Source organism: Bacillus sp. PK6-025 (assembly GCF_056530265.1).
The window spans coordinates 3105219-3120529 of record NZ_CP096509.1; the positions used below are offsets into that span (position 1 = coordinate 3105219).

The 15311-nt window shown below is 47.5% G+C and carries 14 protein-coding genes; 2 read left to right on the plus strand and 12 right to left on the minus strand.

Annotation, left to right across the window (positions count from 1 at the left end; translation table 11 throughout):
- The first annotated feature begins 166 nt into the window (after window positions 1-166).
- Entirely contained in the window at window positions 167-1717 is a 1551-nt protein-coding gene (locus M1D67_RS15895; RefSeq protein ID WP_026579093.1) for an alkaline phosphatase D family protein, read from the plus strand.
- Between the two features lie 50 nt (window positions 1718-1767).
- On the opposite strand, the gene M1D67_RS15900 is transcribed toward M1D67_RS15895, so the two are convergent.
- From M1D67_RS15900 to M1D67_RS15910, 3 genes are all read right to left on the minus strand, one after another.
- Entirely contained in the window at window positions 1768-2490 is a 723-nt protein-coding gene (locus M1D67_RS15900) for a LytR/AlgR family response regulator transcription factor (RefSeq protein WP_101561175.1), read from the minus strand.
- Window positions 2465-4249, minus strand: a complete 1785-nt coding sequence (locus M1D67_RS15905) for a sensor histidine kinase (protein WP_026579091.1) — start codon at window positions 4247-4249, stop codon at window positions 2465-2467. The genes M1D67_RS15900 and M1D67_RS15905 overlap by 26 nt, the downstream gene beginning before the upstream one ends.
- 385 nt (window positions 4250-4634) lie before the next feature.
- The gene (locus M1D67_RS15910; RefSeq protein WP_020452536.1) at window positions 4635-4862 is read right to left on the minus strand and encodes a DUF3923 family protein; all 228 of its coding nucleotides are present in this window, start codon (window positions 4860-4862) and stop codon (window positions 4635-4637) included.
- A 259-nt stretch (window positions 4863-5121) separates the two neighbouring features.
- On the opposite strand from M1D67_RS15910, the gene M1D67_RS15915 reads away from it, so the two are divergent.
- The gene (locus M1D67_RS15915) at window positions 5122-5934 is read left to right on the plus strand and encodes an HAD family hydrolase (protein ID WP_020452537.1); all 813 of its coding nucleotides are present in this window, start codon (window positions 5122-5124) and stop codon (window positions 5932-5934) included.
- 31 nt (window positions 5935-5965) lie between these two features.
- Here the strand turns inward: M1D67_RS15915 and thrS are convergent, their stop codons facing one another.
- From thrS to M1D67_RS15960, 9 genes are all read right to left on the minus strand, one after another.
- Window positions 5966-7897 carry a threonine--tRNA ligase gene (gene thrS / locus M1D67_RS15920; protein ID WP_020452538.1) on the minus strand — a complete coding sequence of 644 codons (1932 nt, stop codon included), beginning with the start codon at window positions 7895-7897 and terminating at the stop codon, window positions 5966-5968.
- Between the two features lie 343 nt (window positions 7898-8240).
- On the minus strand, window positions 8241-9083 hold the full coding sequence (gene ytxC, locus M1D67_RS15925; protein WP_020452539.1) for a putative sporulation protein YtxC: 843 nt from the start codon (window positions 9081-9083) through the stop codon (window positions 8241-8243).
- A gap of 77 nt (window positions 9084-9160) precedes the next feature.
- Complete coding sequence (locus tag M1D67_RS15930) at window positions 9161-9793, minus strand: TVP38/TMEM64 family protein (RefSeq protein WP_026579089.1); 633 nt, start codon at window positions 9791-9793, stop codon at window positions 9161-9163.
- A 38-nt stretch (window positions 9794-9831) separates the two neighbouring features.
- A complete protein-coding gene (gene dnaI / locus M1D67_RS15935) occupies window positions 9832-10764 on the minus strand; it encodes a primosomal protein DnaI (RefSeq protein WP_479831386.1) in 933 nt (310 codons plus the stop codon).
- A gap of 15 nt (window positions 10765-10779) precedes the next feature.
- Entirely contained in the window at window positions 10780-12204 is a 1425-nt protein-coding gene (gene dnaB, locus M1D67_RS15940; RefSeq protein WP_023855478.1) for a replicative helicase loading/DNA remodeling protein DnaB, read from the minus strand.
- 116 nt (window positions 12205-12320) lie between these two features.
- Window positions 12321-12779 carry a transcriptional regulator NrdR gene (gene nrdR, locus M1D67_RS15945; protein WP_020452543.1) on the minus strand — a complete coding sequence of 153 codons (459 nt, stop codon included), beginning with the start codon at window positions 12777-12779 and terminating at the stop codon, window positions 12321-12323.
- A gap of 16 nt (window positions 12780-12795) precedes the next feature.
- Window positions 12796-13188, minus strand: a complete 393-nt coding sequence (locus M1D67_RS15950) for a hypothetical protein (RefSeq protein ID WP_020452544.1) — start codon at window positions 13186-13188, stop codon at window positions 12796-12798.
- A gap of 185 nt (window positions 13189-13373) precedes the next feature.
- On the minus strand, window positions 13374-13760 hold the full coding sequence (speD, locus tag M1D67_RS15955) for an adenosylmethionine decarboxylase (RefSeq protein WP_020452545.1): 387 nt from the start codon (window positions 13758-13760) through the stop codon (window positions 13374-13376).
- Window positions 13761-13995: 235 nt separating this feature from the next.
- On the minus strand, window positions 13996-15018 hold the full coding sequence (locus M1D67_RS15960; protein ID WP_020452546.1) for a glyceraldehyde-3-phosphate dehydrogenase: 1023 nt from the start codon (window positions 15016-15018) through the stop codon (window positions 13996-13998).
- Between the last annotated feature and the right edge of the window lie 293 nt (window positions 15019-15311).

Consider the following 15311-nt stretch of genomic DNA (forward strand, 5'->3'; position numbering starts at 1 on the left):
TTGCCGGATACCGCCCTTCAATTGCAGAAACGGGACGCTGAAATGCAAATTATTCTTCCGGCTTTGCACATTCTTCACAATTATTTAAATTCCAGAATGTGCTAATGGAGCAAAACAGATCGTATAGTGGTTAATGAGAAAACGATTGATGAGGAGGCTCTGACTCATGAACCATTCAAGAGGAGGGCGCTTTGTTCCGGCTGGCGAATTCGCATCTTTAGCAAGACGCGGCCTGATGCCTGAAGACGCTTCGATCGCCGCCGGCGCGCCCCGATTTGCAGATTATCCATTCAAGCTTGGAGTGGCTTCAGGTGACCCGCATCCCGACGGGGTTGTCATTTGGACGAGGCTTGCCCCCGATCCGCTTGCCGAAGACGGTTTAGGGGGAATGCCCGGCAGAGCCGTCCCTGTTCAGTGGGAAGTAGCCGAAGATGAACATTTCCGCAAAGTGGTGAAGCGCGGGACCGTCTCAGCGCTCGCTGAGCTCGCCCACTCCGTTCATGTTGAAGTGAACGGCTTAAAGCCGGGAAGCTATTATTGGTACCGGTTTAAAGCGGGACGGGAAATCAGCCGGACAGGCCGTACAAAAACAGCGCCTTCCCCGCACGCCGACATCAAGGGAATGTCGTTCGCTCTCGCCTCGTGCCAAGCTTGGTACCACGGATATTTTACAGCTTACCGGCATATGGCCGAAGACCATCCGGACGTTGTTTTTTTCCTCGGAGACTATATTTACGAATATGCCATTAATGCTAAAAATCTTTTCCGCGATGTGACTTTATCTGCTGCCCATAACGCAAAAACCGTCACGCTCAGCCAATACAGACTCAGATATTCTCTTTTTAAGACAGACCCGGACCTCCAGGCCATTCATGCGCTGGCTCCCTGGGTTGTGACGATGGATGACCATGAGGTCGAAAACAATTATGCCGGCATCCATTCCCAATACAACACATCTCCGGACGATTTTCTCCGGCAGCGCGCAGCGGCGTACCAAGCTTTCTACGAAAATATCCCGATCCGCAGCACATCGATTCCAAATGGGCCTGACATGCTGATGTACAGGCGGTTCCGCTATGGAAACCTGGCTGAATTCAATGTTCTGGACACCCGGCAGTACCGCAATAATTTTCCGGCAAATGAGGCCGAACGGCTTGAGCCGTCACGCTCCATACTCGGATTTGACCAGGAGCGCTGGCTTTTTAACGGCTTGAGCCGGTCTGACACGGTGTGGAACTTTTTAGTCCAGCAAGTCGTCCTGGCTCAAATCGACCGCGATACAGGCCCCGGAGTTGAGTACAGCACAGACCAGTGGGACGGTTTTCCCGCTTGCCGCGACAGGCTTTTTTCCGCATACAAGGCATACGGCATCCAAAACCCCGTTGTGCTGACAGGAGATATTCACAGACATGCCGCTGCCGACTTAAAGGAGAACTTCGACGATGCGGGCTCAGCGACAATCGGAACCGAGCTGATCACAACTTCGATATCTTCAGACGCTGACGGCAGCGAGACCGATTCATTGGCGCCGATCTGGCTCGGAAACCCGCATGTCAAACTGTACAATGCGCAGCGCGGCTACGTTCGCTGCCGCTTGACGCCCCGGCAGCTTGAAGCCGACTTTCAGGTTCTTCCTTATATCACACGGCCCGGCGCCCCAGTCTCAACTTATGCCACATTCTCCATAGAAGCGGGACGGCCCGGGCTTCAGCGCTAAAAAACGGCGGTGAATGACGAATTCAGTCTTTCACCGCCGCTGATCATTTTTCACACCATATGCAGCCGTTTTTTCAGCTCTTTCGCGTATGTACGGCTGACAGGAATCGTGGAGCCGTCTTTCATCAGGAGGTTGTATGTCGAATTGAACCAGGGTTTGACTTCTTTAATATGATCCATATTTGCGAGAAAGCTTCTATGCACCCTGATCAACGCCGTCTGTGAAAGCTTTTGTTCGAGAACGACTAATGTATCGTGAACCGTGTATGCCTGATCAAAGGTTTTCACTGTGACGTGTCCGTCTTCTAACCCGGCGTATACGATTTCGTCCGGATCGAGAATGACGATCGCTTCGTCAATGCTGAGAGCCAGCCTGTGGCGGCCCGCAAGCTGCTGCCCCTCCTGATGGCCGGGACGCATCCTTTTATATTTTTGGATCGTCTGTCTGATTCGCTCCTCATCAAACGGCTTTGTCAAATAATCGACCGCATCCACTTCAAATGCTTTCAGCGCATATTCATCATAAGCGGTCGCAAAAACGACAGCCGGAGGCACCGACATTTTTTTCAGCCGCTTCGCAATGTCAAAACCGTTCTCCCCAGACAAATCGATGTCCAAGAAAAGAATATCAGGTTTGTGATCCGCCATTTTGTCAAACGCTTCTTCGATATGTTCAGCTTCATCGACCGCAACCACTTCTTCGGTCTGCTCTAATAAATATTTCAGCTCGTCTCGCGCAAACATTTCATCATCCACGATTAATACCTTGAGCATCTCTGTTCCCCTCTCTTTCGGTTTGAAAAGGAATCTTAAAGGATATCTCTGTTCCTCTATCAGGTTCGCTGGCAAGCTCGAGGGCAGCCTGGTGCCCGAACAAACCGGTAAGCCGCTGATTCACATTGTAAAGCGCCGTCCCGTTCCCTTCTTTTGAAGGTGCGGGCGCCTGTCCCAGCTGTCCAAGCAGCTCGGGATCAATTCCCCTGCCGTTGTCTGACACCTTCATCAAAACGCCGTCCTGCTCTCTCACAGCGCATACTTTTACCGTGCATACCTTTTGTTTTCTCGGGAATGCATGGCGAAGCGCGTTTTCAACAAGCAGCTGCAATATAAATGGAGGAATTTCCATGCTTTCAAGACCGTCCTCGATATGAAAATCAATATGATACTTGCCAGGGAACCGGGCCTGCTCCAATGATAAATAGGCTTCCAGGTGGTTCAGCTCTTTTGAGAGCGGAATCATCAGCTGCCTGGCTCCCTGCAGATTGGAACGAAAATAAACGCTCAACTGCAGGAGGAGTTTCCGCGTTTTTTCGGGATCTGTCCTGCACAGAGCAGAAATCGTATGGATGGCATTAAATAAAAAGTGCGGATTGACCTGCGCTTGAAGCGCCTTGATTTCGGCATCTTTCAAAAGCTTGCTTTGCAGCTCAGCCTCACCGAGTTCTAGCTGAGTGGAAAAAAGCATGGCAAGCCCTTCGGCGAGCTCTTCCGTCACACGGTTAAGACCGGATGGATGCTTAAAGTACAGCTTCAGCGTGCCGATTGTTTCGCGGTTGGAGAAGAGCGGCAGTACGATCGCCGCCTGCAGCGGACAGGAACGGTGCGCACACTCGATTTCATCGCGCGACTTCACTTTCATGACCTTTCCGGTTTGAATGACTTTTTTCGATAAACCGGTGATCAGATTTTTCGAAGGAATATGATGATCTGCTCCATCTCCGACATGAGCGAGAATGTTCTCTCTGTCCGTAATCGATACGGCATCCGTCCCCGTCATCCGGTGAATAATGAGAGCGGCGCTTTTGCAGGAATCCTCATTCAGTCCCCGGCGGAAAAAAGGAAGCGTCTGATCCGCTATCGAAAACACCTTATGGGTCTGAACGGCCCGCGCCTGTTCCTCTTTGCGGATAATAGACTGAATGATCGATAGAAAAATAAAGCTGCCCGTCCCGTTGACAATCATCATCGGAATGCCGATCATCTGAACGAGCGCAATAGCCTCAGCCTGCGGTCTTGCAAGTACGAGAATCATCAGCATTTGCAGACCCTCCATACAAATACCCGCCAGAGCGGCTACCCTTGGTGTCACCATCTGATGCCGTTTCCTGAAAAAGCTGCCGATATAACCGGCGATGACGCCAGCCAGCAGTGAAGAAACCGCACAGCTCAAAGCTGTCGTCCCTCCCAGTGAAAAACGGTGAATGCCTGACAATAGCCCGACACCCGCTCCGACAAACGGCCCTCCGATCAGACCGCCGATTTCGACACCGAGAATTCTCGTATTGGCAATCGAGCTTGATGGATCGATCGCAAAAATCCAATCATTGTTCAAAATCTTATGTTCCCGGATTTCAATGCCTGTATAGTTGCTGATGATGCTGAACAGGGAAAAAATGAAGATGAGAACCCCTTTTCCCTTATACCCTTCCGGATGCTGGAGGTGCTGACGGAACACCTTCATATGGGCCAACATAAAGCCTAGGATAACGATGATCCCCACTCTCTCCAGCATCATGATCATGAGTTGAATCATGTACTTCCCCTTGCTTTCTTTCTGTATCGGAATTTGCTCTTATTCTATCATACCTCTTTTTATTCACACTTTGACGCGGCATGCTTTACAAAATAAAAAAGGCAGCAAACAATTGCTGCCTTCAGATTGTTGACAAAATCCCAAAACGACTTTTTGTTTTGGGATTTTGTCATCCTTTCAGCGTGATTGAAAACCCTTGCAGTCTAGGAAGGCCGAGCATCGGAGCGGACTTTCACAGGAGGTGATGACGGCGGTGTTCAGGCAGGACGCCTGGGTGGTTAGCCGCCGATCCTTCCTCTATTCGTGAGCACCGACGCGCAGGCCTGACAACGAATGCGAGGGTTTGTCGACACGCTGAAGATAGCAAACAATTGCTGCCTTTACCTTATTTGCTGCTACCCGTTTTCAAATTAACAATCAGCCACACAACTTGAATAATGAATGGAAATATAAATGCAATCAATAAAACGATAAACGCTATTAATTTAAGCTCAGGCGTTTGAGTAACACCGGCGCCATCAACATCTCTCAGCCACACGAGAGCCGTCCCCATTACAAAAACGGCCATCCAAAATATGTTACAAATCCACCAAAATATCCATCGTTTTTTCACAAAACCATTCCTTCCATTTCTACACTGTATCTGCTTCTTCTGTCCGCATGTGAGCCCGTTATCACGAACATAAGATGCATCTTAAAAATCCCCTGCATTTCCAAACAATAGAAACCCGTTTCATTCTATCATATTCGAGAAGCTTTCACACTTTGACACTGCATTACATCACATTCTTAAATTCATTTCTTTCACATCCATTTAATCTATTGTAAAATAAATAAGAGAATTCTATAAATTAATGGCAGAGGAGAAGATCATGAAAGCCGTATTTTTTGATTTAGACGATACATTGCTCTGGGATGAAAAAAGCGTCAGCACAGCATTTTCCAAAACGTGTCTTAAAGCTGAAGAAAAATACGGAATCCATGCGGAAGAATTTGAAGCAGCGGTCCGCGAAGCAGCGCGAAAGCTTTACACGTCTTATGAAACATATCCATACACCGTCATGATCGGCATCAACCCATTTGAAGGCCTGTGGTCAAACTTCAGCGAGCCGATCAGCGAAGGCTTTCAAAAACTGAACAAAATTGTTCCTGAATACAGAAAAAACGCATGGACAAACGGATTGAAGGCGTTTGGCATCGACGATCCCGCCTTCGGGGAAGAACTCGGCGAATATTTCGCCGCAGTGCGCCGAAAGAGCCCTTTCGTGTATGAAGAAACATTTGCCGTTTTAGATGAACTGAAAGGAAAAGTAGAGCTTCTTTTGCTGACAAACGGCGATCCGAGCCTGCAGAAAGAAAAGTTGGCAGGCGTACCGGAACTTGCTCCTTATTTTAATGAAATCGTCATTTCTGGTGAATTCGGAAAAGGAAAGCCTGATCCAAGCATATTTGAACACTGCCTCAGCCTCCTCGGCATGACAAAGGATGATGCCGTGATGGTCGGAGACAACTTGAACACCGACATTCTCGGGGCTTCCAGAGCGGGCATTCAAACCGTCTGGGTCAACCGCAAAGGCAAAAAGAATGAAACTGACCTTACACCCGATCACGAAATCAGCCATTTGAGCGAACTGTTCGATATCCTCCGCGGAAAAACAGCCGACAAACTAAGCAAAAAAGCATGACTCCCGAGCGGGAATCATGCTTTTTTCTCGTTTATTTCTTTGCTTCTGCAACGGCTTTTTTAATGAAGTCTGCAAAGGCAACTGTTTCTGATTTTTGCTCTCCGTATTTGCGGACGTTGACGGCTTCGTTTTCAACTTCCTGGTCGCCGACGACAAGCATGTACGGGATTTTTTGCATCTGTGCTTCACGGATTTTATAGCCGATTTTCTCGTCACGGATATCGACTTCAACGCGAAGTCCTTCACGCTGCAGGCGCTCTTGAACTTTTTTGGCGTAGTCAAGATGCACGGACGGCGATACAGGGATGACCTGGAACTGAACAGGGGCAAGCCATGTCGGCAATGCGCCTTTATGCTCCTCAATTAAGAAAGCGACAAACCGTTCCATTGTGGAAACGACACCTCTGTGAATGACGACCGGACGATGAGGTTTTCCGTCTTCTCCGACATATGTCAGATCAAATTTTTCAGGAAGAAGGAAGTCCAGCTGTACAGTTGACAGTGTTTCCTCTTTTCCGATTGCTGTTTTGACCTGAACGTCAAGCTTCGGTCCGTAGAACGCCGCTTCCCCTTCGGCTTCGTAATAATCGTGTCCGATCTCGTCCATCGCTTCCTTCAGCATCGATTGCGCTCTGTTCCACATTTCATCGTCATCGTAATATTTCTCTGTATCTTCAGGGTCGCGGTAAGACAAGCGGAATGAGTACTGCTCAAGGCCAAAGTCTTCATACACTTCCTGAATCAGGCGGACAGTGCGGATGAACTCTTCCTTAATTTGATCGGGACGGACGAAAATGTGCGCGTCATTCAAAGTCATCCCGCGAACACGCTGCAGACCTGAGAGAGCGCCTGACATTTCGTAGCGGTGCATCGTTCCGAGCTCCGCGATCCGGATCGGCAGTTCACGGTAGCTGTGAATGTCGTTTTTATAAATCATCATATGATGCGGACAGTTCATCGGTCGAAGCGTCAATGTTTCATTGTCCATTTCAATCGGAGGGAACATTGTGTCTTGATAATGATCCCAATGCCCTGACGTTTCGTAAAGTTCTTTGCTGCCAAGGACAGGTGTATACACGTGCTCATAGCCGAGCGCAAGCTCTTTGTCAACGATATAGCGCTCGATGACGCGTCTGATGGTTGCACCCTTTGGCAGCCAAAGCGGCAGCCCTTGCCCTACCTTTTGCGAAATCGCAAACAGCTTCAGTTCTTTTCCGAGCTTTCTGTGGTCGCGTTCTTTTGCTTCCTCAAGGAGGCGAAGATGCTCATCAAGCTCCGCTTTTTTGAAGAAAGCCGTACCATAAATGCGCTGGAGCATCTTGTTGTTGCTGTCTCCGCGCCAGTATGCTCCCGCAAGGCTCAGCAGTTTGAACTCCTTGATTTTTCCTGTCGAAGGAACGTGAACACCGCGGCACAGATCGAAGAATTCGCCCTGCTCATAGATCGATACCGTTTCACCTTCCGGAATCGCATCAAGCAGTTCCAATTTCAAATCATCGCCGATTTCGGCAAACCGGGCTCTGGCTTCCTCACGGCTGACTTCTTTTCTTACGATCGGCAGATTTTCGCCAACGATTTTTTTCATTTCCTTCTCAATCTTCGGAAGGTCTTCCGGAGTCAGCGCTTCTTCCATATCCACATCGTAGTAGAAGCCGTTTTCAATGACCGGACCCACGCCAAGCTTCACGTTTTTATACAGGCGCTTGATCGCCTGGGCCATTAAGTGTGCAGTACTGTGGCGCATGATTTCAAGCGCTTCTTCGCTGCCTTCTGTAATGATTTCGATGGCGCCGTCCTCAAGGATCGGTGCGCGCAGATCGATTTCTTTGCCGTTTAATTTCCCCGCTATTGATTTTTTCTTTAAGCCGGGACTGATTGATGCCGCGATATCTTCTGTTGTCGTCGTTTTTGCAAACTCCTTAACCGCTCCGTCAGGAAATTTGATTTTTACCATATCTGACATCCTAGTCACTCCTTTTTTTTACAAAATAAAAAATCCCCGTCCCCCTATGAAAGGGACGAGGATTAATAAACGGAATTCGTGGTTCCACCCTTTTTCCCGAAAACGCAAAAAACCCGTCGCGCTCTCGGCTTTCGGTTCTGTAACGGGAAGTCCCGTCAGTCATTACTAGACACATTGCCGTTCACAACTGATGTTCAAAGGCGGTAAAAAAATGCTCCTTGGCTTAAGAGACTTTCAGCCGTGGTCTCCCTCTCTGTCAAACCGGTGTTCATCTTTTCATGTCCTTATCGATACATAATATCTTTAAGTTTACATCGTATTATAAATCGTTTTTCACACAAAATCAAGAATGCTCTTCCAAAATGTTTTCTCGCGGATGAAAGGCGTCAAGCGAAAGAATCCGTACGCGCTCCTGAAAAATATTTTGAATGGTCTGAACCATGGCGTGTTCCCGGTCTTCTGTATAGAGGTCTATTTTTTCCGGCGCAATCGATACGAGCGGAGCCAGGAGATGGGAATCAATATACATCGGGTGTTCTCTTACGAACCGCCTGTCTATGTATTTTTTTTGTTCCCGTTCAGAAATATACTTTAATTCCCACAATACAAAATAACCGTCGTGCACAATGCGGACATGGTCAAGCATCGGCTCTTTCGACATGACGTAGTCTCTCAGCGATTGAATGAATGTCTGATATTCCTGTTCCATTTTATACTCGTCAATTGCCGCCTCCACATAAGACCTGAGGCGTTCATAATACCTCCCGAGGCGAAATGTCATAAAAGACCGAATGGAAAAGACGTTTTCCTCAAGACAAATCGTTTGGAGCTCCTGAATGATGTAATGTTCGCGAGGGGTGTCGTCCTTGTTGAGAGGAAGCCCTTCAAGTTCGCCCTCCATAATGCTGTGGGCCAGTTGAAGAATCTGCTGCTGTTCATCCCGGTCCAAAAAGTAATAATCGCCTTCAATAACCGAAAGCATGTATTCGTCTTCTTTGCATTCTGTAAAAAATCTCGTCAGAACCGGCTCAATATAGGCCTGAATACTGACAGAGGAATGGGTCTTTTCAATTCCGATCTTCCCTGGTGCTTCGTGAATCTTGATATGCCGGTTCGCATCCGCATTGCGAAGGAGATGCAAAAACGCGGCTGTATCATAATCATCTTCAAATGTAATTTCAAGCATGTTTGTCCCCCCTAACAACATCTGATACATGTATATGGGGGTGACAAATAAAATAGACGTAAAAAAAGGATGAGCCCTTAATCGAGGAGCGCCTGCACTTTTTTTCTGAACAAAAGAGGCACGGTAATGAATATCAAGTAAATTGCCGCTGTAGCTGCAATTGCTATGATGTCGCCGGTCAAGAGGCTTGACCCGAGCACATTTAAAATAACGGTGCCCGGAATGATGCCCGCAGCCGTCGCCAGGGCAAACGACAGGGGCTTCACTTTTGACACGCCTGCCGCATAGCTAACCGCGTCAAAATGAATCGGCGCGAGCCTCAAGAGCAGAATGCAGAAAAAGCCGTTTTTCCGCAAAAGCGTCCGCAGGCTGTCAAGCTTCAGCGGCATGTGCTGAAGGTTTCCGCCGAGCCTGTATGCAACAGCGAATGACAAAAATGCACCGCCCGCCGCACCGATAAAAGAATACAAAGAGCCAAACAGCGGACCGAATGCGAGGCCCCCGCTGACGGCGAAAACGGAAGCAGGTAGCAGCAAAAACGGCCGGATCATCAATAATCCGATATAGATGAGCGGGGCGAAAATCCCGAAGGATAAGACGCCTTCTCTTATATGAGCGGGGCTCAGATTCAGATATTTCGCATTCAACCATAGTCCGGCCGCCGCGATTACGGCGATAACCGTCCATTTGGCCAAGGTTCTTTTTTGCATCTTCTTCATCTCCGTAATTGAAGCTCGGGATCATGTGATTACTGACGTCGGTTTTTCCCGTCCAGCCGGACAGGTGTCGCTAAATACAGCACCCTCTCCATCAGCCTTGCCGCTTTCACCTCTTCTTTTTCGCCCCTTTGCGAATAGGTGAAATGGTGTTTCAGTTCATCAGGGTCAAAGTTGGAAGAGAAAAACGTCGGCAGCTGATGAGACATTCTGTGCTGAAGGATGGCGCCAAGCACCTCATCCCTCACCCAGCTTGACATGGACTCCGCACCGATATCATCGAGCATTAGAATCGGCGTAGACTTGACCATCTCAAGCTTTTCTTCAAGCGACTGATCGTGTATCGCATTTTTCAGTTCCCTGACAAATTCGGGGACATAGACGAGAATGGATGGATGGTCCTTTGCCGCAAGCTCGTTGGCGATGGCGGCCAGCATAAAGGTTTTTCCGACCCCGAACTTCCCGTAGACGTAGATGCCTTTTCCCTTTCCCGTTTCGTTATAGTCATGCAAAAAGCCCGTCACAAGCTGAAGGACCTTTAATCTGCTCGGATCATCTCCGTCAATATCGGCAAACGTAGCATTCAAGAGATCCTGTTGAATATAGATGCTTTTAATCAGCGACCGCTGTCTTTCCCTCTCGTCCGCTGCCTTTTTTTCCGGACACCTGTCATATTGAACATCGATCGTTTTTCCGTTCATCACAAGCTTTGGATGATAACCTTGAATCAGGTTTTTGCACTCTTTCAGACTCGGGCAGTCTTGGCATCCTTTGCTTTGCTGTGTAAATTCATAAAGCTTGTTTAGGCTCCTGTCGATCATTCCTTGATCCACTTCTGACTGGCGGCTGTTTAAAAACTCCTGAACATCCTTGTCAGAGAGCACTTTTTCTTTCATATCTTCAAGGCGTTTTTGAAAATCGGGTCTCGTCGTCACGCCTTGCAAAGCGCGTTTAATCGGCTCCATCATCTTCACCTCACATTAAAGAGCGGAATGGTTTTTCAGTTTTTTTATTTCTTCGAGCAGCTTCTGCTTCTGTTGGTCAAAGCCTTCTCTCGTTACGGAACCGGCCGGCTCTGTTTCGAGCGGTTTGCTGTCGGCTTCGTCACTTTCCCGAAGCCAGTCAGGCAGCTTTTCTTCCCTGATGACTTTCTTGTTCCGGGAAGGCTTTTTCTTCCCTTCCGCCCATTCAAGATATTGGCGGTTTTCTTCTTTCGCAAGCTTCATGGCCTCTCTAACCGTGCGAACGTTTTTTCTGGCCCAGTGAGAAGCTATTTTTTGGGTGTAATTTTTCGAAAGCTTCATATCGGTTTTCAGCATGACATAATAAATCAGAACATTGATGACGCCGGGCTCTAATTTTTGGTCAAGCATTATTTCTTCTATAATTTTCAGATCGGCTTTGGATGGTTCCGCTCCGCCGCCGATATCCTGCAGCAGCTTTTTCGGCGATACCTGCTCAAGCAAAGCAATCAAATTGTCTTCCTTGGCATTCGTTGACGACTGTTGATTCGGCTGTTCGCGGAGATTCATCGGCTGCACTTTGTCGACGAGTTCCGGAAGCGGGCCGCTGCGCTCGATCTGATACCAGTCGCTCGCCGCTTTTCTGAGCGCTTCTGTCGTGATCGTATCGTGCTCATCAACGGCTGACATGACGACGTTTTGCATCTGAAGCGGTTCGATCCCGTAGAGAAAGGCGAGCTTTTTAATCGTTTCCTTCACTTGGTCTGACAGCGCTTTTCTCGGAATAAGCGTGTCGGATAAACCGGCGAGAAACAGTTGAAAGTCAAAGGCGTCGTCTGTGACCGCCGCCGGTTTGCCATTCCCTTCTTTCATCCATTCACGATCTTCGCGAAGCTCCATCGCTTCGATCATATCGTCAGACATCTTCCATTCGCTCGGCTGGACAGATGCAAAAACTTCGTTGAAAGAACGGGTGATATCCCGTGCTTCTTCGGGAACAGACGGGTGGGAAAAGTATTCTTTCAGCTGCTGAAACCTCGCTTTTCCGACGCGGTTGTACAAGAAGACATTCAGCATGCCGTCCTGAAAGAACTCATCCGGTCTGAGCGGCGGAATCAATTCATATATAAACAAACGCTCGTCTTCCGTTTCTTTCATATAAGTTTTCAACAGTCCGATTCCCTCAAGCTTTTCCTTCTCTGAGTGAATCGTCTTCAGGTTGGTCTGCATCGCCGCCATCAGCTGTCTGTGAGTCGAGCTTTTCCCCCAGACTCTGTTTTGCTCCAGTTCCCCCCACAGCGTGAGAAACAAGCTGAATGAAAAAGAGCCGATTAGAGGCTGATACAATAGCGTGACAATTTGCCGGTCCAAGTCCTGAAGCAATCCGCAGCTTTTGACAACGTACGGATCGACAGGAAGCAAGTCTTTCCAATAATTACTCATATCTTTTGTCAACCTTCCACTTTGTTTCTTGTCCTCATTTTACACCTTTTTCAGGCCTTCATGTCACACGACCGTGGTTTTATCATGAGAAAAGAGCTGGATTAATTTACAGCTCTTTACCGTTCTTTCTTTATTAAGTCTTTCAGCTCGTCGATAAATACGTTAATATCTTTAAATTGGCGGTATACTGAAGCAAACCGGACGTATGCGACTTCGTCGATTTTCGCAAGCCGGTCCATCACCATTTCTCCGATCATATCGCTTTTCACTTCAGCAACGCCTTGATTTCTAAGCTCTTTTTCAATTTCAAAGCAAATATCCTCAAGTTGCTTTAAGGCGACAGGGCGTTTTTCGCACGCTTTGATCAAACCGCGGAGCATCTTCTCGCGGCTGAATTCTTCCCGGATTCCTTCTTTTTTTACGACGATGAGCGGAATTTCTTCCACTTTTTCAAATGTAGTAAATCGATAGTTGCATGATTCGCATTCGCGTCTTCTGCGAATCGATCTGCCTTCGTCAACGGGACGGGAGTCCAAAACCCTCGTCCCGTTATGCTGACATGCTGGACATTTCATTTTTTCAGCTCCCTATTCAATTGTTTGAATGTACAGATTTCTGCAGCTTTCCGTCCAGTTCGCTGTATAGCGTCGAGACAAGCCCGCGGCTGTAGCCAAAATCGGTCGGCAAAAACGTTTCCGTTGACACATTAAAATCCACCGCTGTATCAAAAGGGCGAATCGACACGACTGTCGCCACCACAAAAGCTTTTCGCGTTTTTTTCACCTCGGCGCTGATTTCTCCTCTTTCTTCCGACACCGATGTCACCTTACAGCCGTCAAGGCCTTCCAGCACTTCCTTTACAGCATTGAGCGCTTCTTTTGACGCCGCTTTATAATAGCGGCTCTTCAGCTTGTCCGAAGGATGGCGGTCAGACGTTTCGGCGTGTGTAGAAAAAAACCGGTGAATGTTTTGAAAAAGACTCATATCCCCTGTCCCCTTTGTCTTTCTTCTCTATATTTTATTAAAAAAATGGTTGATTTCCAAGGGAAAACAAATTAGGGCAAGAGAATGCCGGGGAAAATATGTTTCGGGGATTGTCGCGAGAGGAAAGAAAAAGGAGCGGATTTTAAAAGCGGTGTCCGCTTTTTCATCCAGCTCCTCTATCGGCATTAAAGTGCCTGTGCTTTGGCGTTGGCCTGTTTCACCTGAACAGGTCCCATGCCTCTCGGTATTTCAATGTTCTCTCTTGTTTCTGCTCTTAATTCTTCTGCGATATAATCGGCAGCTACGTTCGGATCTAAATCTCCGCAAGTATAAACATCAATGCTGGCATATCCGTGTTCAGGAAAACTGTGAATGGTCAAGTGAGATTCAGAAATGATCACAACCCCGCTTACACCTTGAGGTGCAAACTTATGAAAGGCTACCTCACGTACCTCAGCACCTGACTTCAGTGCCGCATTTACAAACGTTTTTTCAATAAAATCCATGTCATTCAGCTTATCAAAATCGCATCCCCACAGTTCGGAGATAACGTGACGCCCCATTGTTTCCATAGCATGGACCCCCCTTAACAAGAATTAGAAAAGTGAATTTCCAAGCAACTGAACCGGTCATTTACCACGGGGGAAAGTTAGTCCGGAGAGGTCCTAACCCTTTAAGTAATGCCGAAGCGCTCACGAACTAGAAGTTCACGAAAAATAGTATACTTTGTTTGAATATTTTTTGCAAGGCGGTTTTATCATTTGATGGTTAAGGGGTATTTATTTTTTATCCGTCCATGCTCTTATTTTATACAGCCGAAGGGTGTTTCATTCTTGAAGCCACGTATCTGATTAAATCGACAACCCTGCACGAATATCCCCATTCGTTGTCATACCATGCGAGCACTTTCACCTTTCTGTTCTCAAGCACCATTGTTGAAAGGCTGTCGATCACCGCCGAGTATGGATTCGTATTAAAATCGGATGAGACAAGCGGTTCATCGCATACATCGAGGATCCCGGACATCGAGCCTGCCGCCGCCATTCGGAACGCTTCATTAATATCTTCTGCCGTCGCATCGCTTTTTAAATCAGCCACAAGGTCAACGAGTGACACATTTGAGACGGGAACGCGCAGGGCCAGGCCGTGCATTCTTCCTTTTAAATGCGGCATGACAAGTGACAGCGCTTTCGCGGCGCCTGTCGTTGTCGGAATGATCGAAGAACCGCAGGCGCGCGCCCTTCTCAAGTCTTTGTGCGGATTATCAATATTTTTTTGATCATTTGTAAATGCGTGAACAGTGGTCACCAGGCCGTTTTCAATGCCAAATGCATCATCAAGCACTTTTGCGACAGGAGCGAGACAATTCGTCGTACAGGAAGCGTTTGAAATAATCGTATGACGCTCCGCATCAAATTCGCGTTCATTGACGCCCATCACGATTGTGATGTCTTCATTTTTCCCCGGCGCTGTCAAAATAACTTTTTTCGCGCCGGCTTCAATATGAGCCTCCGCTTTTTCCTTCGCGTTAAATTTCCCCGTCGCTTCTACGACGATGTCGATCCCGTATTGCGCCCACGGAAGAAGTTTAGGGTCCCTCTGATTGGTCAGCATGACCTTTTTACCGTTAACGAACAGGCAATCGTCTCCAGCGTTTACATCAAGCTCATATCGGCCGTGATTTGTGTCATACTTTATTAAATGAGCGAGCGTTTCCGGAGGGTAGCTCGCATTGATCACTGCAATGTCAATCTGTTCATCAAGCATCGCTTTTCTAAACACCATTCTGCCGATCCGGCCGAATCCGTTTATCGCAACTTTCACTTTCATCAAATATGCACCCCTTATTTTATGTCATTCCACATCATGATTTATTCAAAATAAGTATAACACATTATTTTTAATTAGCCATACCATTTGTTTCTTTTACAGCAAATTTACGCGGTTTTTGTGAAACAATGAACAAAGAACTAGAAAAAATCGGCATTAAAGCATATATTTCAAATACATCTTTAGTGCTACAATTTCCAACGGCGCCAAATTTTCACACGACAGAAGGCAGTGTCTTCAAGAAAGGACAACCATGAAACTGACCAAAAACATATATTTTATCATTTCTTTTT